At 60.5% G+C, this 23,172-nt stretch carries 20 protein-coding genes; 7 read left to right on the top strand and 13 right to left on the bottom strand.

The features are described from left to right. Positions 1 to 2 precede the first annotated feature (2 nt). The 4 genes from ICA16_RS23255 to ICA16_RS23240 all read right to left on the bottom strand — a co-directional run bounded on the left by ICA16_RS23255 (position 3) and on the right by ICA16_RS23240 (position 4,019). Positions 3 to 1,841, bottom strand: coding sequence for an amidohydrolase (locus ICA16_RS23255; RefSeq protein WP_210701727.1), 1,839 nt, complete (start codon positions 1,839 to 1,841; stop codon positions 3 to 5). 31 nt (positions 1,842 to 1,872) lie between these two features. Continuing rightward, positions 1,873 to 2,499: an antibiotic biosynthesis monooxygenase gene (locus tag ICA16_RS23250; RefSeq protein WP_210701726.1), complete on the bottom strand. Its 627-nt coding sequence runs from the start codon at positions 2,497 to 2,499 to the stop codon at positions 1,873 to 1,875. Then, complete coding sequence (locus tag ICA16_RS23245; RefSeq protein WP_150616558.1) at positions 2,492 to 2,908, bottom strand: DoxX family protein; 417 nt, start codon at positions 2,906 to 2,908, stop codon at positions 2,492 to 2,494. The genes ICA16_RS23250 and ICA16_RS23245 overlap by 8 nt, the downstream gene beginning before the upstream one ends. Before the next feature lie 187 nt (positions 2,909 to 3,095). Beyond that, positions 3,096 to 4,019: a LysR family transcriptional regulator gene (locus tag ICA16_RS23240; protein ID WP_150616559.1), complete on the bottom strand. Its 924-nt coding sequence runs from the start codon at positions 4,017 to 4,019 to the stop codon at positions 3,096 to 3,098. A gap of 212 nt (positions 4,020 to 4,231) precedes the next feature. Between ICA16_RS23240 and ICA16_RS23235 the strand changes: the two genes are divergently transcribed. Continuing rightward, positions 4,232 to 4,663, top strand: coding sequence for a helix-turn-helix domain-containing protein (locus tag ICA16_RS23235; RefSeq protein ID WP_210555518.1), 432 nt, complete (start codon positions 4,232 to 4,234; stop codon positions 4,661 to 4,663). A 134-nt stretch (positions 4,664 to 4,797) separates the two neighbouring features. Continuing rightward, a complete protein-coding gene (locus ICA16_RS23230; RefSeq protein ID WP_210701725.1) occupies positions 4,798 to 7,722 on the top strand; it encodes an ATP-binding protein in 2,925 nt (974 codons plus the stop codon). Here the strand turns inward: ICA16_RS23230 and ICA16_RS23225 are convergent. Beyond that, complete coding sequence (locus tag ICA16_RS23225; protein ID WP_210701724.1) at positions 7,687 to 9,156, bottom strand: ATP-binding protein; 1,470 nt, start codon at positions 9,154 to 9,156, stop codon at positions 7,687 to 7,689. The two genes, ICA16_RS23230 and ICA16_RS23225, sit on opposite strands and share 36 nt — an antisense overlap. Before the next feature lie 90 nt (positions 9,157 to 9,246). Next, positions 9,247 to 10,197 carry a GlxA family transcriptional regulator gene (locus ICA16_RS23220; RefSeq protein ID WP_210701723.1) on the bottom strand — a complete coding sequence of 317 codons (951 nt, stop codon included), beginning with the start codon at positions 10,195 to 10,197 and terminating at the stop codon, positions 9,247 to 9,249. A gap of 219 nt (positions 10,198 to 10,416) precedes the next feature. On the opposite strand from ICA16_RS23220, the gene ICA16_RS23215 reads away from it, so the two are divergent. Beyond that, the gene (locus tag ICA16_RS23215) at positions 10,417 to 11,139 is read left to right on the top strand and encodes a pirin family protein (protein WP_150616564.1); all 723 of its coding nucleotides are present in this window, start codon (positions 10,417 to 10,419) and stop codon (positions 11,137 to 11,139) included. Between the two features lie 47 nt (positions 11,140 to 11,186). On the opposite strand, the gene ICA16_RS23210 is transcribed toward ICA16_RS23215, so the two are convergent. After that, positions 11,187 to 11,636 (bottom strand): hypothetical protein, encoded by a 450-nt coding sequence (locus ICA16_RS23210; protein ID WP_210701722.1) that lies wholly within the window; start codon positions 11,634 to 11,636, stop codon positions 11,187 to 11,189. A gap of 251 nt (positions 11,637 to 11,887) precedes the next feature. Beyond that, positions 11,888 to 12,763 carry a LysR family transcriptional regulator gene (locus tag ICA16_RS23205; protein WP_210701721.1) on the bottom strand — a complete coding sequence of 292 codons (876 nt, stop codon included), beginning with the start codon at positions 12,761 to 12,763 and terminating at the stop codon, positions 11,888 to 11,890. Between the two features lie 111 nt (positions 12,764 to 12,874). Here ICA16_RS23205 and ICA16_RS23200 point away from each other — a divergent pair, with 111 nt between their 5' ends. The 3 genes from ICA16_RS23200 to ICA16_RS23190 all read left to right on the top strand — a co-directional run bounded on the left by ICA16_RS23200 (position 12,875) and on the right by ICA16_RS23190 (position 16,182). Beyond that, positions 12,875 to 14,065 (top strand): YbfB/YjiJ family MFS transporter, encoded by a 1,191-nt coding sequence (locus tag ICA16_RS23200; RefSeq protein WP_210555515.1) that lies wholly within the window; start codon positions 12,875 to 12,877, stop codon positions 14,063 to 14,065. Positions 14,066 to 14,126: 61 nt separating this feature from the next. Then, positions 14,127 to 15,125, top strand: a complete 999-nt coding sequence (locus ICA16_RS23195; RefSeq protein ID WP_210701720.1) for an NAD(P)H-quinone oxidoreductase — start codon at positions 14,127 to 14,129, stop codon at positions 15,123 to 15,125. A 112-nt stretch (positions 15,126 to 15,237) separates the two neighbouring features. Next, the gene (locus ICA16_RS23190) at positions 15,238 to 16,182 is read left to right on the top strand and encodes an alpha/beta hydrolase (RefSeq protein ID WP_210555513.1); all 945 of its coding nucleotides are present in this window, start codon (positions 15,238 to 15,240) and stop codon (positions 16,180 to 16,182) included. On the opposite strand, the gene ICA16_RS23185 is transcribed toward ICA16_RS23190, so the two are convergent. The 3 genes from ICA16_RS23185 to ICA16_RS23175 form a co-directional block, all read right to left on the bottom strand. Further along, complete coding sequence (locus tag ICA16_RS23185) at positions 16,179 to 17,990, bottom strand: ABC transporter ATP-binding protein (RefSeq protein WP_210701719.1); 1,812 nt, start codon at positions 17,988 to 17,990, stop codon at positions 16,179 to 16,181. The two genes, ICA16_RS23190 and ICA16_RS23185, sit on opposite strands and share 4 nt — an antisense overlap. A gap of 118 nt (positions 17,991 to 18,108) precedes the next feature. Further along, the gene (locus ICA16_RS23180) at positions 18,109 to 18,579 is read right to left on the bottom strand and encodes an anti-virulence regulator CigR family protein (protein ID WP_210555511.1); all 471 of its coding nucleotides are present in this window, start codon (positions 18,577 to 18,579) and stop codon (positions 18,109 to 18,111) included. 80 nt (positions 18,580 to 18,659) lie between these two features. Then, positions 18,660 to 18,989: a hypothetical protein gene (locus ICA16_RS23175; RefSeq protein WP_210701718.1), complete on the bottom strand. Its 330-nt coding sequence runs from the start codon at positions 18,987 to 18,989 to the stop codon at positions 18,660 to 18,662. A gap of 153 nt (positions 18,990 to 19,142) precedes the next feature. Here ICA16_RS23175 and ICA16_RS23170 point away from each other — a divergent pair, with 153 nt between their 5' ends. Then, a complete protein-coding gene (locus ICA16_RS23170) occupies positions 19,143 to 19,421 on the top strand; it encodes a hypothetical protein (RefSeq protein ID WP_210701717.1) in 279 nt (92 codons plus the stop codon). On the opposite strand, the gene ICA16_RS23165 is transcribed toward ICA16_RS23170, so the two are convergent. After that, positions 19,418 to 21,970, bottom strand: a complete 2,553-nt coding sequence (locus ICA16_RS23165) for an efflux RND transporter permease subunit (RefSeq protein WP_210701716.1) — start codon at positions 21,968 to 21,970, stop codon at positions 19,418 to 19,420. The genes ICA16_RS23170 and ICA16_RS23165 overlap by 4 nt on opposite strands. Before the next feature lie 31 nt (positions 21,971 to 22,001). Further along, a complete protein-coding gene (locus tag ICA16_RS23160; RefSeq protein ID WP_210701715.1) occupies positions 22,002 to 23,075 on the bottom strand; it encodes a WD40/YVTN/BNR-like repeat-containing protein in 1,074 nt (357 codons plus the stop codon). Positions 23,076 to 23,172: the final 97 nt, after the last annotated feature.

Genomic DNA, 23,172 nt, shown 5'->3' with positions numbered 1-23,172 from the left:
GATCAGAAGGCGAAGCAGGAGCAACCGAACGCGCCCCAGAAACCGGCGAAGTCACTGACCGGCGCATTCGACAAACGCGCTTTTTCATGGCTGTGCGAGTGCACGCCACAGGGGCCGCTGCACTGGTGCACTTGCGCCTGCAACGGAGAATTCGGCCGCCAGTGGCCCGGGACTTTGACCACGGGCGACCAGTCCGGCAGCACCGGCACGCTGGCCGGCCCGAGGTCCTGAAAATCGCCAGAGGCGTAGACGATCTTGCCGCCAACCACGGTCAGCACCGACTCAATCCACTTGATCGCCTCTTCCTCGACGTGGAAGAAGTCCGCACTCAACGCCGCCAGATCCGCCAGTTGCCCGACCTTGATCTGGCCCTTCTTGCCCTGTTCGGAGGAGAACCAGGCGCTGCCGTGGGTGAACAATTCCAGCGCGGTGGTGCGTGGCAAACCTTCTTCGTACAGCGCCAGCCCACCGACGGTGCGACCGCTGACCATCCAGTACAGCGAGGTCCACGGGTTGTAGCTGGACACCCGCGTGGCGTCGGTGCCGGCGCCGACCGGCACGCCTTCGGCCAGCATGCGCTTGATGGGTGGCGTGGCTTCGGCGGCTTTTGCACCGTAACGGTCGACGAAATACTCGCCCTGGAACGCCATACGATCCTGAATCGCGATACCGCCGCCCAGCGCTTTGACCCGTTCGATGTTCTGCGGGGTGATGGTTTCGGCATGGTCGAAGAACCACGGCAAACCGTTGAACGGAATGTCACGGTTGACCTTCTCGAACACGTCGAGCATGCGGCTGATGGATTCGTTGTAAGTGGCGTGCAAGCGGAACGGCCAACGCTGTTCGACGAGGTGGCGCACCACCGGCTCCAATTCCTGCTCCATGGTCTGCGGCAGGTCCGGGCGTGGCTCGAGGAAATCTTCGAAGTCCGCCGCCGAGAACACCAGCATTTCGCCGGCGCCGTTGTGCCGCAGGAAGTCGTCGCCCTGATGCAACTTGACGCTGCCGGTCCAGTTCTGGAAATCGGTCAGCTCTTCTTTCGGCTTTTGGGTGAACAGGTTGTAGGCGATGCGCACGGTCAACTGGTCGTCCTTGGCCAGTTGTTCGATCACCTGATAATCGTCCGGATAATTCTGGAAACCGCCGCCAGCATCGATCGCACTGGTCAGGCCGAGGCGATTGAGTTCGCGCATGAACTGACGCGTCGAGTTGACCTGATATTCCAGCGGCAGCTTCGGCCCCTTGGCCAGCGTCGAGTACAGAATCATTGCGTTGGGTTTGGCCACCAGCATGCCGGTCGGGTTGCCGTTGGCATCGCGCACGATCTCACCACCCGGCGGGTTCGGCGTGTCACGGGTGTAGCCGGCCACGCGCAATGCGGCGCGGTTGAGTAGCGCGCGGTCGTACAAATGCAGGATAAACACCGGGGTGTCCGGCGCGGCCTGATTGATCTCTTCGAGGGTCGGCATGCGTTTTTCGGCGAACTGGAATTCGTTCCAGCCCCCCACCACGCGCACCCATTGCGGGGTCGGCGTGCGGTCGGCTTGCTCCTTGAGCATGCGCAAGGCATCGGCCAGCGATGGCACGCCTTCCCAGCGCAGTTCGAGGTTGTAGTTCAAACCGCCACGAATCAGGTGCAAGTGCGAGTCGTTGAGCCCGGGAATGACGCAGCGGCCGTGCAAATCGACGACTTGCGTGCCCGGACCGCGCAAGGCCATGGCTTGCGTGTCGTTACCAACGACCACGAAGCGGCCGTCCTTGATCGCCACCGCGCTGGCCAGCGGCTTAGTGCGGTCTACGGTATGAAATTGGCCATTGAACAGAATCAGATCGGCGCTCATCGCAGTTCCTTCGACAAAAAATGAATGGGCTTCAGCGTGACGGGTGTTCTGTGGGGTCGACGTGGGCATGGGCCTGACCGGCTTCCAGCCAGGGCGCGAACAAACGGGTCACGGGGGGCATGAATACGTAGACCACCGACAGCACGATGGTCAGGGTGATCAGGAACGTGGCGACCACGTAGTTGGAAAGCAGTGGATGCAACCCGAGTAGCGGCCCCCAGATCAGCGGCACCAGCAGGGTGTGCGGAAAAATCACCAACAGCGTGATCACGGCCTGCTTCCAGCGCGGCGGCGGCGTGGCGGCATCGGCCAGCGGGGCGAACCAGAATTCGTTGATTGGGGCGACTTCGGTCTGGTCGCCATCGGCCAGCATTGGCGCGGCTTCGTCGACCAGCGCCTGGCGCTGCGGCGACTCCAGCCACGTTTGCATGGCTTCGGTCGAACTAAAACGCAAAACGCAGGTGTATGCGTCGAGTCCCGCCAGCTTGCCGCGCACAACGTCAACGCCCAGATGCCCTTCGCGCAGCCCCGCCACCCGGACAATATTGCGCAGCCAGGCTTCATAGGGCTTTTCAAACCCGGCCTTGACCCGGTGCTTGACGATCAGCGTGACGGTCTCACCGGCCCCCGGTGCTGTTGGACTCAGGACTTCAGGCATAACGCAGCACTCCGGGCAAACGAGTATTGAGCGCCAGCCGTCCGGGCCCGGCGATGAATACAGTGGTAAAGAGGATTAACAGCAGCCAACCGAACTGCCCCTCGGCCACAGACCATTGCGGATGCACGATCAGCAAGGCCACCAGTAGCACAAAGAGAATAGGCAAGCAGGCCAATCGCGCCAGCACCCCGGCGACGATCAGTAGCGGACAGAGGACTTCGGCGAAGATCGCCAGGATCAATGTGAGGTGGGCACCGAGGTGGAACGGGTCTTCGATCAGTTGCAGTTGCGCTGTGAAGTCGAGCAACTTGGGCATGCCGTGCACGCAAAGCAGAAACAACCCGCCGCTGACCCGCAGGAACAGCAAACCGACGTCGCCCGCCCGTTCATCGCATTGTGAAGCGTTCATGACCCGACCCTTGAAATGTCATTGGCCTGAATAATGCCGATGCCGGGCGCGAGGAAATTGGATGGGTGTGCTCACTTTCGACAACTCCTGTAGGAGCTGCCGCAGGCTGCGATCTTTTGATCTTTTTTTTCAAACCAAAGTCAAAAGATCGCAGCCTTCGGCAGCTCCTACAGGGTTTGGGGTTGTTTCAGATTGAGGGGATGTCCAGCGCTGCCGACATGAACTGGCTGATCTGCGCCCTGAGCCATTTTTCGGCCGGATCGTTGTCGTGCACACCGCTCCAGGCCATCGACAATTGCGCGGCATCAATCGGGAACGGCGGGTCTTCGGCGCGCAGGCCACAGCCCTCGACCAATGCACACGCGGCGTAATCCGGCACGGTGGCGATCATTTCGGTGCCAGCGAGCAAGGCACGCAAGCCGCTGAACTGCGGCACGCCAAGAACCACACGGCGCGAGCGGCCAAGCTTGGCCAGGTCGAGGTCGATATTGCCGCTCAAGTCGCCAGAGAACGACACCATTGCGTGCGGCCGCTCGCAATACTCGTCCAGAGTCAGCGGCCCCGGGCGATCATCGCCGCGCAGGACTTTGCAGGGAATGTCGCGCAGTTTCTTGCGTTTGGCGTTGGCGGGCAGATCCGTGGTGTAGCTGACGCCGACGGAGATTTCTCCGGAGGCCAGCAGGGCCGGCATCAGCAGGTAATTGGCACGCCGCACCACCACGACGATGCCCGGCGCCTCTTGCTGCAACTGGCGCAACAGCGGTGGAAACAGACCGAACTCGGCATCGTCCGACAGACCGATACGGAACACGTCGCAACTGCTCGACGGTTCGAACTCTTTGGCGCGACTGACGGCCCCGGAAATCACATCCATCGCCGGTTGCAGTTCCTTGAGGATCGCCAGAGCGCGGGCGGTCGGTTCCATGCCGCGACCGTTGCGCAGCAGCAACGGATCATCGAACAGATCACGCAGACGCCCGAGCGCCGCACTCACCGCCGGTTGGCCCATGAACAGTTTTTCGGCGACGCGGGTCAGGTTCTTTTCGAACATCAGCGCTTCGAAAATCACCAACAGGTTCATGTCGACGCGACGCAGATCGTTACGGTTCATCGGCTCGGTTTCCTTCTATGGCCAGCCACACGCAAGTGCTACGCACTTTACCCGATCAATGGCGCTGTAAACGCCGCGCCAGCGCGAAATTAACAACGATTAACTCGTCAGTCACAGCGCCCCACTCAACAATGAATGCCTCTGCGCAGCGTTGTTTTTTTGATTGAGGGAGAGCGCTGACCGTGCCTTCCCCACCGACACGGACATTGGCCATGGCTCAATTACACCCCACCGTCGCCCTCGCCCCTGCCAGCGAACCGCGCAAAAGCGGGATCGGCGGACTCAGCCCGCAACGCGAACGACGCGTCAAGCAACTCATCCTCGAACGCCTCGGCGAAAGCCTGGAAGTCACCGAACTGGCGCAAGCCTGCTCACTGTCACGCAGCCACTTCTCCCGGGCATTCAAGTGCAGCACCGGGCTCTCGCCGCAAGACTGGATCCGCACCCAACGCATCGCCCGCGCCAAACTGCTGATCCAGCACACTGGCCTGAGTCTGACGCAAATCAGCCTGGAATGCGGTTTCTGCGATCAGGCGCATTTCTGCCATATGTTCACCCGCAGCGAAGGCATCAACCCTTTTGCCTGGCGCTGTCAGGCCATGCGTGAACTGAAAAACCAGCGCCCACAACCCACCACGTTTTGATCTTGACGCCTGCCTTGCCCGTTGCACTGACGCTCAAACCTGAGGATTATGCCCGGACACTCCGGAATAGACGGCCTGCGCGTATGCCAAGCCCTGTTCCGGCATGCCCGTCGCAGCACCGCAGGAGTGAGTTGTTGAGTCTTCCCCCGAATCAGGCCCTCGGTTTCGGCCCCTATCGGATTCATCCCGGGCAACGGCTGCTGCTCGAGGGCGATCAGCCATTGCGCCTGGGTCGGCGAGCGATGGACATTCTCCTGACTCTGCTGGGCCACGCCGGCGAGGTGGTGAGCAAGCAGCACTTGATGGCCACAGTCTGGCCGGACAGCGTCGTCGAAGACATCAATCTGCGCGTGCACATGGCAGCGCTGCGCAAGGCCTTGGGCGACGGTCAGGCAGGCCAGCGCTATATCGTGACCGTGGCGCAACGCGGTTACAGTTTTGTCGCGCCGATCCTGCACGAGTCTATCGAGCAGCGACCGGCGGGCGATGCCGTCGGCCGGCACAATCTGCCCCTGCGGCGCACGCGAATGATTGGCCGTCAGCCGCTGGTCGACCAGTTGATGACGCAACTGCCGCGCCGACGCTGCATCACCCTGGTCGGCCCCGGAGGCATCGGTAAAACCACGGTGGCCTTGCGCGTGGCGGAACAGTTGATCGGGCATTATCGCGACGGCATTCGGCTGGTGGATCTGGCGCCGCTCAACGACCCACAGCTGATTTGCTCGCATCTGGCAGCGCTGCTGGACCTGTCACTGCTCGAAGGCGATCCGCTGGTGTGTCTGGTCAATGGTTTGCGCGAGCGCCAGATGCTGCTGGTGCTCGACAACTGCGAACACCTGATCGACGCCGTTGCAGCGCTCAGTGAAAGCATCCTGCGCGGCGCCGCGCAGGTGCATATTCTTGCCACCAGCCGCGAAAGCCTGCGCGCGGAAGGCGAATTCGTGCAGCGTCTGGAATCCCTCGACTACCCACCGTTGCCTGGTGAACTGGATCGGACCGAGGCGCTGGGCTTTTCCGCCTTGCAGCTGTTTGTCGAACGGGCGATGGCCGCGCAGGAAAGTTTCGAGTTGAGCGACGCCCAGTTGCCGCAAGCCATCGAGATTTGCCACCGACTGGACGGTATCCCACTGGCGCTGGAACTGGCAGCAGCGCAAGTCGCCGAACTGGGGCTGGACGGCTTGCTGACGCAGTTGCAGGGCCGCTTGCCACCCTTGGCGGCGGGTAACCAGAGTAGCGCCGAGCGCCATCTGACTTTGCGCGCCACGCTGGACTGGAGTTTCAACCTGCTCGATCGCTGCGAGCAAACCTGCTTGCGTCGACTCGGTGTGTTTCGCGGCGGGTTTACTCTGGAGTCGGCGGCGGCCGTCATCGTCGGTCAGCAGATCGACCCCGCTGCGGTGTTCGCCTCGATCACGCAATTGGTGGCCAAATCCCTGCTCAGTGTCGAGGTGGGTGATGAAGAGGTGTTCTATCGCCTGCTCGATACGACACGCCGCTATGCCCTGGAAAAACTCGATGTCGCGGCTGAACTCGATGAGACCCGCCAGCGCCACGCCGAACGTTGCCTGACCCTGATGCAGCAGGCGCAATCGCACTGGGAAAACACTCCCACTACGTTGTGGATCGAGCGCTATGCCCGAGGTCTGGAGGATTTGCGCGCAGCGCTGGAGTGGAGCCTGGCCAGAGACGGGGCGGATGATCTGGGCATTCAGCTGACCGCGGCCTCGGCGCCGTTGTGGCAAGAGTTGTCGCTACTCAAGGAATACGGCGGCTACGTGCGCCGGGCGTTGCATTTGCTGGATGAACTCGACGACCCCTGCCCACACCTGAAAATCGCTTTGAAACTGGCTCTGGGCAGTGCCTGTTATCACACTTGGGGCGCCACCCCGGAGACCATCGAGGCTTTTGTCGACGCCCGCCAACTGGCCCACGCCCACGCGGATATCGCCGGCCAACTGCGCGCAATATCCGGGCATCTGGCGGTCAATCTCAGTTGCGGCCATTACCGGATGGCGCTGGAGCAGAGCGAACAATTCGACCGCCTCGGCCTGCATGGCGACCCGTTGCTGTCGCTGAGCACGCACCGCTTGCGGGTGCTGGCCCTGCATTACGCTGGCGACCAGCCACAGGCGCGTATTCATGCCGAGCAAGTGCTTGAGCGCATGGCGCACAGTGGCCATCTCAACCGCTTTACCCACGGTTTTGGCGTGCAGTACGACCAGAGCGTCGCCTCGCTGACCGTGCTCGCCCGGGTGCTGTGGCTGCAAGGATTTCCCGAGCAAGCGTGGCGCACGGCGCGACAGGCGCTGGACATTGCCGTGCAGATCAATCACGGCACCTCGATCTGCTACACCCTGGCATTGGCCAGTTGCCTGATCGCCCATTACAACGGCGACAAGCAGAACGCCCGGGCGCTATTGCATCTGTTGCTTGAGCAAGCACAGAAGCATTCGGTGCTGTTGTTTTATCGCTGGGCGCTGCATTACGCGCAGGTGATCGACGCTGAAGCCGCTATGCCCGTACCGGCGGATGGCAGCGGGCTGGTCCGGGAAATCATGGTGACGCTGGATGAGCGCTTTGTTGATGATGATTTGCTGAATCGGGCGCTGGCCGGTGATGCGGGGTGGAGCACGGCGGAGATTTTGCGGGCTCGGGCGAATGCGTTATTGATTGGAGATTTGAATCATCTGGGCGGGCCTCATCGCGGGCAAGCCCGCTCCCACAGTGGATCTATATTGAACCCGAAATATCGGTATACCCTGAAATCCTGTGGGAGCGGGCTTGCCCGCGATGAGGCCCGTCTGGACGCCGCAAATATTCAGGAAGCCGAAGCCATCCTGCAACAAGCCCTGTCCATCGCTCGCACCCAAGGTGCCCTGGCCTGGGAATTGCGCAGCGCCACCTCGCTCGCCCAGCTCTGGCAACGTCAATCCCGCCATCATGAGGCGCTGGATCTGCTAACGCCGATCTACCAACGTTTCACCGAAGGCTACGCCACGCCGGACCTGTGCAAAGTGCGCCAGCTACTCGACGAGTTGCGCGATCCCGTACTCGCTTGATGCATGACGCACACGACTGATAAAGCGCGCATGTCGGCGCTCCAGATCAATGCCTTCACCGCTGCGCTCAAGTTGTTCGCGGCCATAACGCCGGGTGGTATTGAGCATCCGGTATCTGCCCGCGCCAGCGCCCTGCTCCACCGCCAGCAATGACTTGTGTACCAACTGCTCGATGACCGCCGTGAGTCGCGACGAAGGCAGTTGCGGGCAGCTGATCACGCCCAGCGCCGCTTCCAAAGTGAAGGCCAGTTTGAACACCGATAAGCGTTGCAGCACGCGCTGCTCCTGCTCGGTCAAGCGCTGATAACTCCAGTCGAGTGCAGCCTGCATGGATTGATGACGCGGCACCGCCGTGCGCCGGCCGTGGTTGAGCAATTGCAGGCCATTGGTCAGTTGCGAGTGCAGTCCAACCAATGCCAATGCGTCGATCTGCGCCGCCGCCAGCTCGATCGCCAGCGGCAGGCCGTCTAGCTGACGACAGATCTCGCGCACGGTGGGCAGATCCTGTTCGCGCAAGCTGAAATCATGCTGTCGAGCGCGGGCACGGCTGACAAATAGCTGCACCGCCGGATAGCCCATGGCTTGCGCGACGCAATCGACAGCCGAACTGTTAGGAAAAGTCAGCGGTAACAACGGTTGAACGGTTTCCAGACTGGCCTGCAAGGCCTCACGACTGGTGGCAAGAATCGTCAGTTGCGGCGCGGCGTCCAGCAGTGTCTCGACCACTGCCTTGCAGGCCTCGCGCCGGTGTTCGCAATTGTCCAGTACCAGCAATGCATGACGCGCGCGCAGCGTGGCGAAATCGCAATTCAGGGCGTGCAGCAGATGCTCCAGCAAAGGTGTTTCGACATCGACCTGTGCCAGATCGACCAACCACACGCCATCACGAAAATGTTGCAGCAGGAGTTCTGCCACGCGCAGCGCCACGGTGGTCTTGCCGACACCGGCGGGCCCGGTCACCGTCATCAACCGACACAGGGGCAGGCGCCGCACCATACCGCCAACCAGCGCATCACGGCCAGTGATCGGGGTCAGCCGCGCGGGCAAATTGTGTTGCGGTGCTTGCAGCCGTTCGAAGACTACTGGCGGCACGCTGTCGTAATGCACCGGGGCGACAAAGCTATACCCGCATTGCGGCACATTGACGATGTAACGCTGCCCATTCTCACCATCGCCCAACGCCCGCCGCAGCGCAGCGATGTGCACGCGCAAGTTGATTTCTTCAACCACCGACGTCGGCCAGACCTGAGCAATCAATTGCTCCTTGCTGACCACCCGGCCGGCCCGCTCGACCAGCACCTGGAGAATATCCAGCGCACGACCGCCCATGCGCAACTGCCGATCCCCTTCGAGGATCAGCCGCTGGCGCAAATGAAACGCGTAAGGGCCGAAACGCAGCACCGCCGCCGAGTTCACATCGTTGAGATTGTCCATGCCAACTATCTTGGCAGCCTCAGGTGACGGCACAACCGCCACACAGGACGCCGCACGGACATCCGGGTGCTCTGGACGGACAGAACCGCTCTAGCTGAACTGTTCGCGGTACTGCGCAGGCGTCAGGCCAAGCTTTTCAGCGAACAGCGAACGCATGTGCCGCACGCTGCCGAAACCGCTTTTATAGGCCACGGTTTTCAGCGGCAGATCGCTGGTTTCGAGCAAGTTACGTGCGCAGTCGATGCGCGCACTTTGCAGAAACTCCATCGGCGTCATGTTGACGTCGCGGGCAAACACCCTGGCGAAATGCCGCGCACTCATATTTGCCAGCCCCGCCATGCGCTCGACGGTGAACGCCTCATCGAGGTGTTCCAGCACATAGTTCTGCGCCCGGGTGACGGGGGTTTCCTGCGGTGCCACAGCCGCCATCAACGGACTGAACTGGGCTTGACCGCCTTGGCGCTTCATCACCACCAACAACACTTTGGCCACATCCTGGGCGAGTTTCTTGCCATGATCCCGGGCGACCAAGGCCAACGCCATATCGATACCCGCAGTAACGCCGCCCGAGGTAATCAGCTTGCGGTCTTCGACGTAGATCTGATCGGTCGTCACATTGGCTTTCGGGAATCCCTTGATCAGGCGTTCGGTGTAATTCCAGTGCGTGGTCACGCGGTAACCGTCGAGCAATCCGGCATGGCCAAGCACGAAGGCGCCCGTGCAGATCGAGCCATACCGCTCGGCACGCTGCACGGCACCGGGCAACCAGGCGAACAGTGTCGGGAATTTTTCGTTATAGGCACCCGGGCCACCCGGCACCAGCAGCAAGTCGTAGCGCTCGTCGTTGTCACCGATAGGCAGGTCAGCGTGCACGCATACGCCATTGGAGGCGCGCAGCGGGCCGCGCTCGGTCCCAAGGGTGATCAATTGATAATGTGATTCTGCCTTGAGGAAACGATTGGCAACCGAAAACACTTCCATCGGCCCGGCCATATCAAGCAGCAGAAAGTCGGGGAACAACACCATTGCCACGGTTTTCATGGGTTTACGTCACTGATCAAAAAAAATAAACACAACAGTCAGGCTGAGCATTATGGCCAAGCGAGCGCTGAACGTCGGAAAAGAATGCGTGAACTGGCGAGCAGAACTGTCAACCTCATCGCGACAGTGTTTCAGTTTCCATCTACTTATTGCTTCAAACGGTTAACAGTAAGCTTCTCCTCACTCGGACGAATTCACGTCCCGCCAGGAGATTTCATCATGCTGACTCTTCGCAAAGCCTCCGATCGTGGCCTCGCCAATCATGGCTGGTTGAAGTCGTTCCACACCTTTTCCTTTGCCAGCTATCGCGATCCGCGTGAACAGGGCTTTTCCGACCTGCTGGTAATCAACGATGACCGCGTTGCCGCCGGCAAAGGTTTCGGCCAGCATCCGCATCGCGACATGGAGATCTTCTCCTACGTACTCGAAGGCGCGCTGGAACATAAAGATACCCTGGGCACCGGTTCCGTAATCCGCCCCGGCGACGTACAACTGATGAGCGCCGGCAGTGGCGTGGCGCACAGTGAGTTCAACCATTCGGCCACCAAACCTGTGCACTTCCTGCAAATCTGGATCGTGCCGGAAGTCAGCGGCGCCAAACCGCGCTATCAACAGGAGCACTTCAGCACCCAGAAAAAACGCGGTCGGCTGCAATTGATCATTTCGCCTGACGGCAGCAACGGTTCGTTGAAAGTACGCCAGGATGCGCGAGTGTTCGCCGGGCTGTTCGACGGCAAAGAGAGCGCTACGCTGGAACTGCCCGCCAATCGTTACGCCTACGTGCATGTGGCGAGCGGCAGCGTTGAACTGAACGGCCAGCGATTGCAGGAAGGTGACGGCGTGCGGGTTCGCGAAGAACAGGCGCTGACGTTGAGCAATGGCGTGGACGCCGAGGTGCTGGTGTTTGACTTGCGGCCGCAGGAGTTGCCGCAGATGCCATGAGGTTGCTTGACGACCACAAAAAACGGCCTTCTTTTGAAGGCCGTTTTTTATGGCGGTGGTGTAAGTGAGGGTAATGCCAGCGGTGACGGTGCATGTATATCCTTGCCCGCTTGAACCGCCGCCAGGGTGGTTTGTATCGCGACATACATGTTGGCTTGATTCGCGTAATAGGCCCCTGCGACGATGGCAACAATTCCAAGCAACTGGACGACAGTGGCTGCCCAGACATTAGCCTTGACGGTAGCCCCTTGCCTCGCGGCTTCCTCAGCTCCCCGGGAAATTTTTCGCATCTCCTGCGAAATCAGGTCGTAGCGTTTGTCTCTTTCAACTTGAGTCTTGTCTCGTTCAATTTGAGTCTGATCTCGCGCCTTGTCCCGCTCGCTCTGAATCGCAAGGAACTCGAGGATTTCTGCGCGTACACCGTCGATTCGAGCATCCATTCTGGTTTCAATGGTCTCGATCCTGGCATTGAATTCTTCGCGGCTTACCGTGCTCATGACTTGAGTATTCCGACCTTTGCTCGATGTCTCACTGACTGGATATTGATGTAACTCACTGGCTTTCAATCCGATCCCCTTCCATGGTTACCGATACCCGTCTCTGGTTTATCACTCACAAGCGTGATTTCCATCGCTGCGAGCTGCAGCAACAATAGAGCCCATCAACCAAGCCCGCAAGCCAGCGGATTCTGCCTGAGTTGTAGGCCGTTTCGTCAGGCAACGTAGCTTCTCCAAAGCAGGCCAGACACTCACTCATTCTCCAGCGCAAACCCTTCGACAATCTGCTCGATTACCGCCCGAACCCTTGCGGTATGGCGCAAATCCGCGTGGGTCACCAGCCACACTTCATAGGGCTGCGGGCGATTACGCTCCGGCCAGAGCCTGACCAAGCCATCGCGTTCGCCCATGTACACCGGGATTTCTCCTACACCCAGACCTGCCGCAATCGAGCGGCGCACCAACAGGCTGGAACTGAGGCTGGCGACGATACGCCCGCGATGCAGCGGCTCGGCGACCAGCGTCATGTCCTTGTTGTTCTGCAAATACGGCTGGTAAACCACCAGGTCATGGCCCTCGAAAGCCGCGCCCTGAGCAGGAATGCCATGAGTGTCGATATAGGCCTGTGAAGCGAACAACCCCACGGGCCACCGGGCAATCCGCCGTGCGATCAGGTCTGGATTGTCAGGTCGGGTATTACGCACGGCGATGTCCACCTCGCGCTTGGCCAGGCTGAGGATCTGGGTGGAGGCATCGAGTTGCACGCGCACGTCTGGATGCCGCTGGTGCAAACGGGCGATAGCCGGGATCAGAAAGTCGATGGCCAGCGAGTCGGTGGTACTGACCCGCACGTTACCGGTCAGGCGATCATCCAGGCCCTGAATCTGCCGCTCCAGCTCCAGCGCCGAGTGCTCCATTTTCTCTACGTTTTTGAGCGCCGCCTCGCCAACTGCCGTCAACGCGTAGCCTTCAGAGGTACGCAAGAACAGCGTCGCGCTGAGGGACTTTTCCAGCGCTGTGATCCGCCGCCCGACGGTGGCCTGATCCACACCCAGAACCCGCGCCGCGCCACGTAATGTCGATTCACGACAAACCGCGAGAAATACCCGTGCATCGTCCCAATTCATCTTGCCCCCCTTGTGATGCAGATTTGCATCGCTGCGCAGCCGATTCGCTGCGCGAATGCAGCAAACATAGCCGATATGCTGGGCGCCATAAACCTTCTCGAGATCGCGCTCATGCGTACTTCATCCTCTGCATCTGCAATCTTCGCCGGACTCTGCGCCAGTCTGGTCAGCATCGGCCTGGCACGCTTTGCTTACACTCCGCTGATTCCCGCGCTGATTCAGGCGCAGTGGTTTTCCGCCAACGACGTGGTCTATCTCGGCGCGGCCAATCTGGTCGGCTACCTGATCGGCGCCCTGCTCGGGCGGCCAATCGCACGCTACCTCGGCAATAAAAACGCGTTGCGGCTGATGATGCTGCTGGTCACCGCTGCGTTTTTTGCCTGTGCGTTTCCTTTGTCGGTGAGTTGGTTTTTTGGTTGGCGGTTGCTATCGGGAATTACCGGTGGCGCGATCATGGTGTTGGTGGCAGCGACGGTGTTGCCGCATGTGCCGGCAACCCGAAAAGGGCTGGCCAGCGGCGCGATCTTCCTGGGCATCGGCCTGGGGATTGCCGGCTCCGGGACAATTGTCCCGCCATTGTTGACCTTGGGTCTGCAATCAACCTGGTTGGGCTTGGGCGCATTGTCGTTGCTGTTGACTGCGATGAGCTGGTTCGGCTGGCCTGCCGACTTGCCGCATCCGGTTGCGCCCCAAGCGAGCGCGGCGGCTCAGCCAACCCCGCCGGGCGTGTATTTGCTGTTCGCGCAATACGCCTTCATGGCCGCAGGTCTGGTGCCAGCGATGGTGTTTCTGGTGGATTACGTGGCGCGCGGGCTCGGAGCCGGAGCGCACGTCGGCGCGCTGGTATGGGTGATGTACGGGTTGGGCGCGATTGTCGGGCCGGTGAGTTATGGCTTTCTGGCGGACAAGTTGGGCGCGCGGACGAGCATTCGTCTGGTCTTGGTGGTGCAGGCGATCACGCTCGGGCTGCTGGCGACTTCCCATTCATTTATAGCCTTGGCATTGCTGGCGGTGATTCTCGGTTCATTCCCGCCCGGCATCGTGCCACTGGCTCTGGCCCGCGTGCATGAATTGATTCCTGAACATCATCGCCAGCAAATCGCCTGGAGCCGGGCCACCGTATCGTTTGCCACGTTCCAGGCACTGGCCGGGTTTGCCTACTCGGCGTTGTTCAATGCCTCGGGTGGGCATCACTCGTTGTTGTTCGTGATTGCCGCCGGCGCGATTGCAGTGGCGTTGTTGCTGGAGCAGGCAATGAGGTGGCTGCCCTCTTCCATTGAATCGCGTGTTTGCACTCACTGAAGGGAATCATTGCCTTTAAACCACGCTCCCATCTACAGAACCTTTAATCACAGGAGTCGACATGACGTTACCCAATGAAATGACCCGAATCGAAATTACCCAACCTGGTGGCCCGGACGTTCTGCAACCCAAGCGCGTGCCGTTGCCGGTGGCCGCCGAAGGCGAAGTGCTGATCCGCGTGCACGCTGCCGGCATCAACCGGCCGGATGCCTTGCAGCGCGCCGGAAAGTACCCGATGAAACCCGGGATGAACCCGATTCCCGGCCTGGAAGTGGCCGGCGAAGTCGTGGCACTCGGCGCTGGTGTCAGCCAGTTTGCCCTCGGCGATCGCGTGTGCGCGCTGACCAATGGTGGCGGCTACGCCGAATACTGCAGCGTTCCGGCCGGCCAGACCCTGCCCATTCCGGATGGAATCGACTGGGTGCAGGCCGCCGCGATTCCGGAAACCTTCTTTACCGTGTGGGCCAACCTGTTCGGTCTCGGTGGCGCCAGCCGAGGGCAGCGCGCGCTCATCCATGGCGGTACCAGCGGCATCGGCACCACGGCGCTGATGCTTTGTCGCGAATTCGCCATCGAAGCCTTTGCCACGGCCGGTAGCCCGGCAAAATGCGCAGCGATCAGCGAGTTCGGCGGCCAACCGATCAACTACCGCGAAGAGGATTTCGCTGCGGTGATCGCCGAGAAAACCGCCGGCCAGGGCGTGAACGTGATTCTCGACATCATGGGCGGGTCCTACTTCAACAGTAACGTCAGCGCTCTGGCGATGGATGGGCGATTGGTGATGCTGGGCTTCCTTGGTGGCGGCAAGGCAAACGACGTCGATCTGCTGGCGATCCTAGGTAAACGCGCGGTGGTCACCGGTTCGCTGTTGCGCGCACGCACTGCGGCGGAGAAATCGGCCATTGCCGATCAATTGCGCGAGCACGTTTGGCCGGTGCTGAGTGCCGGTCGCTGCCTGCCGATCATCGACAAGGTCTATGCACTTGAAGAGGCGGCACAGGCCCATGCACACATGGAGGCCGGCGATCATATCGGCAAGATCGTGCTGAAGGTGAACTGAGCCGTTGCAGCATTTTGTAATCGTTGCGTACGGGCGGTGGTCGAAAATATCGCGCGCAGACCGAGGCATCTGGTAAAAAGCGTTCTTTGTCTGCGCCGTGGTGAAACGTTTAATGTTCCTGTCCTTCATGACTCGTCTGCGCCGTCGCCGCTTGGCGTTTGCCTGCATGGCCGCTTTGATTATCGGCGTGCCGACGAGTTGTGCCGTGCTGGAACATACCGAGCGCAAACTGTTGTTTCGCATCGAGCCGGGCAATGCCGGCTGGTATCGCGGTTTGCCGGGCAGCGTGCAGGAACTCGATCTGCAACCCAAGAGTTTCAAGGCCGGACAAAACATTCATGCCTGGTGGTGGCCGGCGGAAAAAGCCAACGCCCCGGCGATCCTCTATCTGCATGGCGTGCGCTGGAACCTCACCGGGCAGTTGTTCCGCATCGAGCAATTGCGTGCGGCAGGTTACTCGGTGCTGGCCATCGATTACCGCGGATTCGGCCAGAGCAAGGGCGATCTGCCCTCGGAAAGCAGCGTTTACGAAGACGCGCGGGTGGCGTGGGAGCGCTTCAAACTGCTGCAACCGGATCCGAACAAACGCCTGATCTACGGCCACTCCCTGGGTGGTGCCGTGGCGGTTGATCTGGCGGCCGAACTTGGCCAGGACGCCACGCGTAACAAGACGCCGCTTGCGGTGCGCGGTTTGGTGATCGAATCCACCTTCACCTCGCTGGCGGATGTGGCTGCCGCCGTGGCCAACACCTCGTTGCCGGTGCGCTGGCTGCTGTCACAGAAATTCGATTCCATCGACAAGATTGCCGAGATTCACATGCCGTTGCTGGTGGTGCATGGCATGGCCGATGCGTTCGTGCCGCCGCGTTTCAGCGAGCAACTGTTCAACGCTGCTCAACAACCTAAACGCTTGTTGTTGGTACCCGGCGCGACGCACAACAACAGCATGGCGCTGGGCGGGCAAAATTATCGCAAGGCGCTCGATGCCTTGATGCAGACCAAACCGTTGCCACGTGTCGCGGGGCCGGCGCCGCTGCGCAATGCGCGCGACTCCTAACGGTAACCGCGAGCCTGTAAATCGAAGAGCTGCGCGTAATGCCCGGCAGTCTCAATCAAATCATCGTGGTCGCCCTGCTCCAGAATCCGGCCCTGTTCCAACACAATGATGTGATCGGCATTGCGCACACTGGAAAACCGGTGCGAGATCAGTAACGTCATGCGCCCTTCGGTGTGCTGGCTGAAATGCTCAAATACCGCCGCCTCCGCTGCCGGATCAAGGGCTGAGGTCGGCTCGTCGAGGATCAGGATATCGGCCTCACGGCGCATGTATGCCCGAGACAAGGCGATCTTCTGCCATTGCCCGCCCGACAACTCCTGACCACCGGCAAACCAGCGGCCGAGTTGTGTGGCATAACCGCGTTCCAGCCCCTCAATGAAGCGCGCAGCCATGCCTTCGGCAGCAGCGTCTTTCCAGCGCTGTTCATCACTGAATGCCGAAGTGTCGCCAACACCAATGTTTTCACCGACGGTGAACTGGTAACGGATGTAATCCTGGAAGATCACCCCGATGCGCCGACGCAACGTGTTCTCCTCCCAATCCTGCAAATCGCTGCCATCGAGCAGAATGCGCCCCTGATCAGGCCGATAAAGTCGCGTCAGCAATTTGATCAGTGTGGTCTTGCCTGAGCCATTTTCACCGACCAGTGCCATGCTTTTGCCGGGCACCAGATGCAGGTCGATGCCCTCCAGTGCCGCACGGGTAGCCCCCGGATAACGGAAGCCGACGTTCTCAAAACGCAGACCATCGCCCGGTCGCACGCCAGCGGTTAGATGACCACTATCGGCCAACACCGGCTCAGCCAGGTATTCGTAAAGATTCGACAGGTAGAGGCCGTCTTCGTACAGCCCACTGATCGCACTCAAGCTACTGCTGACCGCGCCCTGCCCCTGCTTGAACAGCACCAGATACATGGTCATCTGGCCCAGACTGATATTGCCGTGCACGGCATCGATCACCACCCAGGCGTACGCCACGTAAAACGCCGCCGTGCCGAGCAATCCTAGACCGAAGCCCCAACCATCGCGACGCAACGTCAATTGCCGGTCTTCGGCGTACAGTCTGGCGAAGGTGTCCCGGTAGCGCTGCAACAGCAGCGGCGCGAACCCGAACAGTTTGACCTCTTTGATGTACGCCTCGTGGGACAGCAAGGTTTCGATGTAACTTTGCTGGCGGCTCTCCGGCGCCCGACGGGTGAACAGCCGAAAAGCATCGCCGGAAAAGTGCGCCTCGGCAAAGAAGACCGGTAGCGCGCCGATCACCAGCAAGGCTAGCGCCCATGGCGAAAAATGCACCAGCAGCACACCGAAGCTGATCAACATGATCAGGTTCTGGACCAGCCCCAGTGACTTCATGACCAATGCCAGGGGCCGTGTCGAGGCTTCGCGGCGTACACGCACCAGCTTGTCGTAGAACTCGGAGTTCTCGAACTGCACCAGTGACAGGGTCTGCGCCTTCTCCAGAATCAACGTATTGACCTTCTGCCCCAGCTGCACCCGCAACAACGACTGCTGCACCGACAGCGCCCGTTGTGTCGCAGACAACAACGCCAGCACCCCGGCCTCCATCAGCACGTAACGCAACACCGGCCACAGCGGCGCATCGCCCTGCTGCGCATGCAACTGCATCGCCGTCACCACCGCATCGACAATCCGTTGGCCCAGCCACGCCGCCAGCGCCGGCAACACACCGGCAACCAATGTCGCCAGCACCAGCCCCAGAAACAAACTGCGCGATGTGCCCCAAACCAGGCGTAAGGCACGCTGCGCCTGGTCGAGCAACGAAATGACGCGCGATAAAACAGGCATAGGGCATTGAGCTCGGCAAAGGATGAGAGTGCGTCATGGTACTCCAGCGCCGACGTTACGAATCTTCGAGGCAAGAAAAAGCCCGACTTGAAAAAGTCGGGCTCGATGCCGCAAGCGCTTAATCGAACGCGCCGTTGAGGACTTCATAAATGAGGCCAGTGGCGAGGGCGACCAGTATCAGATCCGTACCGGCTTGCTGCCATTCATAACCGTCGTAGTGCGGAAGGTGGCCGAGCAGACGATTGTCGAGTTTTTTCGCAATGCCCGGAGGTAACGGTTTGCCACGCGCGAGATTTTTCTGGACTCCGGGGGGCAATGCAGGGCCGGGTTGCCAATAGTCACGATATCCACCGACCAGTCCGATGACGTGGCTGCGGTCGACGCTCGGGCCATGGCTGTAATCCCCGTGGTTAGCGTTTTTGCCTTTGTTTCCTGCCCCTTGTGCATTGTGCGGGTTGCCTTTGCTATTGCCCTGCCCCTGTCCCTGTCCCTGTCCCTTACCGTTGCCGGGATCCGCGAGCGCGGCCATCGGGCCGGCGACCAGAACCAGCGACATCACACCTGCAATGCATCGAGTTGATCTGAACATATCCGTGCTCTCAGACGATGGCGTTATTCACAGGATAGTAGATCGGGATGCCCGCAGTCGTTGGCCGCGCTGATTCGTCCCTAGCGCTGAGCCAGCTCGTGGCGCACACATTGCTCATAGTAGGTCTGCTTGACCGCCGCCGGCTTGAGCTTCGAGGTGCTGTTATAAGTCTGCTCGATAATCCCCATCGCGGTCATGCGCATCCACGGCTGCTGGAATTTGCGCACCTGCAACTGCTTGCGCGCCCCATACAAAGAAACTCCCGACAGTTTGGAATGCTGCGCACCTGCGGCGATATCCGAACCCCAGGTACAGGCAAAACGATGACCTTTGCTCAACTCTTTCGCCTGGGCTCCAGAAGCAAAGACAGCCAGGGAAAGCGCTGCCACGGTGATGACAATCGTCCGCATATAGCCAACCTAACCTTTTGAAAAAAGGCGAGTTTGACGATGAAAATGGCACTCGGGGGCCAGCAGTTTGCCCTACCACTCGTCCAGCACCCTGCACCTTTGCTTCTCTCGCACCTCCAAGCCAGTACATCCCCTCGCGTGAAGGCTTAGATGATGAACAAGAACATTGCGGCGCTATCGTTTGCCAGCCTGCTCATTATTGGTCCGATGAGCGCCATGGCGACAGAGCAAAACACTGCTGAATCTGCCGCCCCGCCGAATGCCCTGCCGGGCGTCAATCACTCGAAGAGCTCGAGCGCCCACGATGACAAGGCCGACAAGAAGGGCGAAGAATCTTCCGGAGGTAATGCGGGCGCAGAGTCGCATGAGACCGAGAAGGATGCGGCGACTTCGAGTGATTCAGAAGACATCAAGAAGGCGCCGAAACCTTAGGGCTCATTGACTGACATTCGCGCCGTGCCCGGAGCGGAAGTGGTCAGGGCCTGGGAAATGCCCGGAGGTTGAGAGATCTCCGTGCTTAAGAGCGGCGTATCAGGTTCCGGCTGGAGCGCCCGCTCGCGCAGCAGGAAATAAGACAGGGCAGGAATCAGCACCAGCGCGCCGAGCATGTTCCACAGGAACATAAAGGTCAGCAGGATGCCCATGTCGGCCTGAAACTTTATCGGCGACCAGACCCAGCACACCACGCCGGCCGCCAGGGTGATGCCTACCAGACCTACGACCCGCCCGGTAAACGACACGGCGTTGCGGTAAGCCTGGGACAACGGCAGACCCTGGCGCTGGTAATGCAACTGGACGCTGAGCAGGTACAACGCGTAATCCACGCCGATGCCCACACCCAACGCGATCACTGGCAAGGTCGCGACTTTCACGCCAATGCCCATGATCACCATCAATGCCTCGCAAAGAATCGAAGTCAGTACCAGTGGCAACAGGGCGACCAGGGTAGCGCGCCAGCTGCGGAACGTGATCAGGCAGAACAACGTCACCGCCGCGTAGACGTAAAGCAGCATCGTACGATTTGCCTCGCGCACAACAATGTTGGTCGCCGCCTCAATCCCGGCCGACCCGGCCGCCAGCAGGAACTGTCGATCTTCGCTGGTGTTTTCCCGCGCGAATTTTTCGGCGATTCCCACCACGGCATCGAGCGTCTCGGCCTTGTGATCCTTGAGGAAAGTGATCACCGGCATCAGCGAGCAATCGGTATTGAACAGCTCCGGGGAGTTGACCGAGGCTTGCTGCGCGGCGTAGTTCAACACGTCCTGATTGCGCTGGATGCTGTTGAGTTTGGGGTTGCCTTCGTAAGTGCCGGCGGTGATCTGGCGCACCGCGTTAACCAACGACGCCGTCGCCTGTACGCCCGGATACTGCTGCAGCTCCCAAGCCAGACGGTCGGCGAGTATTAACGTCTTGTAGTTCAGGCAGCCTTCCGGTGCGGTCTTGATCATCACCGCGAACAGGTCGCTGGACAGCGCGTAATGGCTGGTGATGTAGGCGTTGTCACGGTTGTAGCGCGAGTCGGCACGCAACTCCGGCGCGCCACTTTGCAGATCGCCTATCTTCAGTTGCAGGCTGACGACAAAGCCGCCGATGCCCATCAGCCCCGCGACCAACACCGCGCCGGTAGCCCACTTGCGTGTAGTGAAACGGTCGAGCAGGTCCCACAGTTTGCCAAAGCCTTTGTGCCCTTCTGCGCGCGTGTCGATTTTCAGCGCACGCTCGGCAGCCTTGTGGCCAACGCCGACATAAGACAGCGACACCGGCATCAGCAAGAGCGAGGTAAAGATCAGCACCGCCACACCGATACTGGCAGTGATCGCCAGGTCGCGGATCACTGGAATATCGATCAGCATCAGCACCGCGAACCCTACGGCGTCGGCCAGCAGCGCGGTGACGCCGGCAATAAACAGACGACGGAAGGTGTAGCGTGCGGCGATCAGTTTGTGCGTGCCGCGGGCGATGTCCTGCATGATTCCGTTCATCTTCTGCGCCGCATGGGACACACCGATGGCGAAAATCAGAAACGGCACCAGCACCGAGTACGGGTCGATGGCATAGCCGAGCCAGGCGACGATGCCGAGTTGCCAGACCACTGCGATCAGCGAGCAGCCGACCACCAGCAAGGTGCTGCGAACGCAACGGGTGTAGGCATAAATGATGATCAGCGAAGTGACGACGGCCAGGCCGAAAAACATCATCACCTGAATCAGCCCGTCGATCAGGTCGCCCATCAATTTGGCAAAACCGATGACCCGGACTTTGTACTGACCCTTGCCCTCCTCCCCGGCCTTGCGTGCAGCGGTGTCACCGGCGAACTCGATCTTGTCGCGCAACTGCTCTTCGAGCATCTGCGAAAAAGCGTGGTAGTCGATGCGTTGACCGCTGGCAGTGGCCTTGTCCAGCAGCGGCACGATCAGCATGCTCGATCGGTAGTCGCTGGCCACCAGACTGCCGACGATACCGGCGCGGGAAATATTCTGGCGCAGCTGTTCGATCTGCTCAGGCTTGCCTTCATAGGTATCGGGCATCACCGGACCACCCTGAAAACCTTCCTCGGTGACTTCGGTCCAGCGCACCGCCGGGCTCCACAGCGACTTCATCCAGGCGCGGTCGACGCCTTCGGTGAGGAACAGTTTGTCGTTGACCTGCTTGAGCACGTCCAGATAACCGGGGTCGAAAATATCGCCCTGAGTGTTCTCTACCACCACCCGCACCGAGTTGCCCAAGCCGCGCAACGACTGGCGGTTTTCGAGGAAGTTCTGAATGTACGGCTGGCTCTGCGGAATCATCTTTTCGAAGCTTGGACGCAGCTCCAGCCGAGTCGCTGCCATGTAGCCCAACACCACGGTGACCAACGCCATCAGCAGCATGAACAGCGGACGATAGTTGAACACCCACCGTTCCAGCAGATTGCCGGACTGTCGGTCGAAGTCGCGCAGGTCGCGGATCACCGGCATGGTTTCTTGTTTGATATTGCCCATGTCTGGGGTCTCGCTCTAAGGGTTCGAGGGCTTATTCAATGGACAGCGTCCGTGCACCACGGCTGCCAACCGCCATCAGCGCACCGTCGGCGGCGCGCGTGATGCCCGTCACGGGGAACGGCTCGGCTTGCCGCACCCAATGCATTTGCGCAGCGGCGCCCTGGCTTACCAGCCTCTGCCCGCCCTGGGTGAACAAGCGGTAATTACCCTGCGCATCGACGAGGCCGGCGGTGATACTGACTTGCAGGCCTGTGTTCTGCGCAACCCAGCTGAAACCGCCATCGGTACTGCGCAGAACATTGCCGCGCAAGCCGTAGACGAGCACTTCCCCGGGCTTACCGAGCACGCCGAAAAAACTGCCCTGATAAGGCGTTGGCACAGCGGCGAAGCGCTGTTGTGCCTCGTCCCATTTCAGCAACAAGCCCTGCTCGCCGGCGATGTACAGCGCATCGCCGGTAGAGGCGATGGCATTGAGGTGAAAACCCTGTGGGTTGTCGGTGCGGTCCTGGAACGGTGTCCAGCTCTGGCCGCCATCCTCGGTACGCAGGATCAGGTTGAACACGCCGACCACATAGCCGAGGCGATCATTGGCGAACCAGACATCGAGCAAGGGTTTGTCGGCACCCTGCGCCAACAGGCGCTGACCTTCAGCAACGAGAAATGACCATTGCTCGTTGGCCGGTTCTGCACTGGCCAACGCGCTGTAGTGCTTGACCAGCAAGGTACCGATCTCGCGGCCGTCGAGTTGCTTGCGCCAGGTCGCACCGGCGTCGTTGCTGTGCAATATCACGCCGTCGCCACCCACCGCCCAGCCTTGGGTGGCCGAAGGAAAACTCACGGCATTGAGGTCGGCACTGACAGGCACCGCGGCCTGCTGCCAGTGCTGACCGACGTCATCGGAAAACAGAATGTGGCCACGCTGACCGACGGCAATCACGCGTTCGCCCGCACGGGCCGTGCCGGACAACGGACTGTGGATGGCCAAGGCGCTGACCTTGGCGGGCAGGTCCAGGACATCGAAATAATCAGCCGCGCAGGTGACGCCCTGCAACAGGCCGAGCACGACACCCAATGCCACCTGTAAATAATTCTTGTACGAACACATACCGCGTCCTCTTCGAAAAACCGCGCCGGGGGCACACTTGCGTGTGCCTGGCGTTCACACCTGACGCCGCGACGGTCGGCGTGCACCGACCGCCACA

It is taken from the genome of Pseudomonas anatoliensis (genome assembly GCF_017976235.1).
GTDB classification, from domain to species: domain Bacteria; phylum Pseudomonadota; class Gammaproteobacteria; order Pseudomonadales; family Pseudomonadaceae; genus Aquipseudomonas; species Aquipseudomonas anatoliensis.
The sequence above is the reverse complement of the archived record's forward strand: the minus strand, read 5'-3'. Positions and strand labels throughout refer to the sequence as shown.

What these genes read in the sequence shown, in the direction of transcription:
- ICA16_RS23245 (WP_150616558.1), bottom strand. Translation starts at nt 2,908, where the DNA reads ATGAACGCTTCACAATGCGATGAACGGGCGGGCGACGTCGGTTTGCTG.
- ICA16_RS23225 (WP_210701724.1), bottom strand. Translation starts at nt 9,156, where the DNA reads ATGGACAATCTCAACGATGTGAACTCGGCGGCGGTGCTGCGTTTCGGC.
- ICA16_RS23210 (WP_210701722.1), bottom strand. Translation starts at nt 11,636, where the DNA reads ATGAGCACGGTAAGCCGCGAAGAATTCAATGCCAGGATCGAGACCATT.
- ICA16_RS23160 (WP_210701715.1), bottom strand. Translation starts at nt 23,075, where the DNA reads ATGTGTTCGTACAAGAATTATTTACAGGTGGCATTGGGTGTCGTGCTC.
- ICA16_RS23215 (WP_150616564.1), top strand. Translation starts at nt 10,417, where the DNA reads ATGCTGACTCTTCGCAAAGCCTCCGATCGTGGCCTCGCCAATCATGGC.
- ICA16_RS23200 (WP_210555515.1), top strand. Translation starts at nt 12,875, where the DNA reads ATGCGTACTTCATCCTCTGCATCTGCAATCTTCGCCGGACTCTGCGCC.
- ICA16_RS23255 (WP_210701727.1), bottom strand. Translation starts at nt 1,841, where the DNA reads ATGAGCGCCGATCTGATTCTGTTCAATGGCCAATTTCATACCGTAGAC.
- ICA16_RS23185 (WP_210701719.1), bottom strand. Translation starts at nt 17,990, where the DNA reads ATGCCTGTTTTATCGCGCGTCATTTCGTTGCTCGACCAGGCGCAGCGT.
- ICA16_RS23195 (WP_210701720.1), top strand. Translation starts at nt 14,127, where the DNA reads ATGACGTTACCCAATGAAATGACCCGAATCGAAATTACCCAACCTGGT.
- ICA16_RS23180 (WP_210555511.1), bottom strand. Translation starts at nt 18,579, where the DNA reads ATGTTCAGATCAACTCGATGCATTGCAGGTGTGATGTCGCTGGTTCTG.
- ICA16_RS23175 (WP_210701718.1), bottom strand. Translation starts at nt 18,989, where the DNA reads ATGCGGACGATTGTCATCACCGTGGCAGCGCTTTCCCTGGCTGTCTTT.
- ICA16_RS23170 (WP_210701717.1), top strand. Translation starts at nt 19,143, where the DNA reads ATGAACAAGAACATTGCGGCGCTATCGTTTGCCAGCCTGCTCATTATT.
- ICA16_RS23235 (WP_210555518.1), top strand. Translation starts at nt 4,232, where the DNA reads ATGGCTCAATTACACCCCACCGTCGCCCTCGCCCCTGCCAGCGAACCG.
- ICA16_RS23220 (WP_210701723.1), bottom strand. Translation starts at nt 10,197, where the DNA reads ATGAAAACCGTGGCAATGGTGTTGTTCCCCGACTTTCTGCTGCTTGAT.
- ICA16_RS23205 (WP_210701721.1), bottom strand. Translation starts at nt 12,763, where the DNA reads ATGAATTGGGACGATGCACGGGTATTTCTCGCGGTTTGTCGTGAATCG.
- ICA16_RS23250 (WP_210701726.1), bottom strand. Translation starts at nt 2,499, where the DNA reads ATGCCTGAAGTCCTGAGTCCAACAGCACCGGGGGCCGGTGAGACCGTC.
- ICA16_RS23165 (WP_210701716.1), bottom strand. Translation starts at nt 21,970, where the DNA reads ATGGGCAATATCAAACAAGAAACCATGCCGGTGATCCGCGACCTGCGC.
- ICA16_RS23240 (WP_150616559.1), bottom strand. Translation starts at nt 4,019, where the DNA reads ATGAACCGTAACGATCTGCGTCGCGTCGACATGAACCTGTTGGTGATT.
- ICA16_RS23190 (WP_210555513.1), top strand. Translation starts at nt 15,238, where the DNA reads ATGTTCCTGTCCTTCATGACTCGTCTGCGCCGTCGCCGCTTGGCGTTT.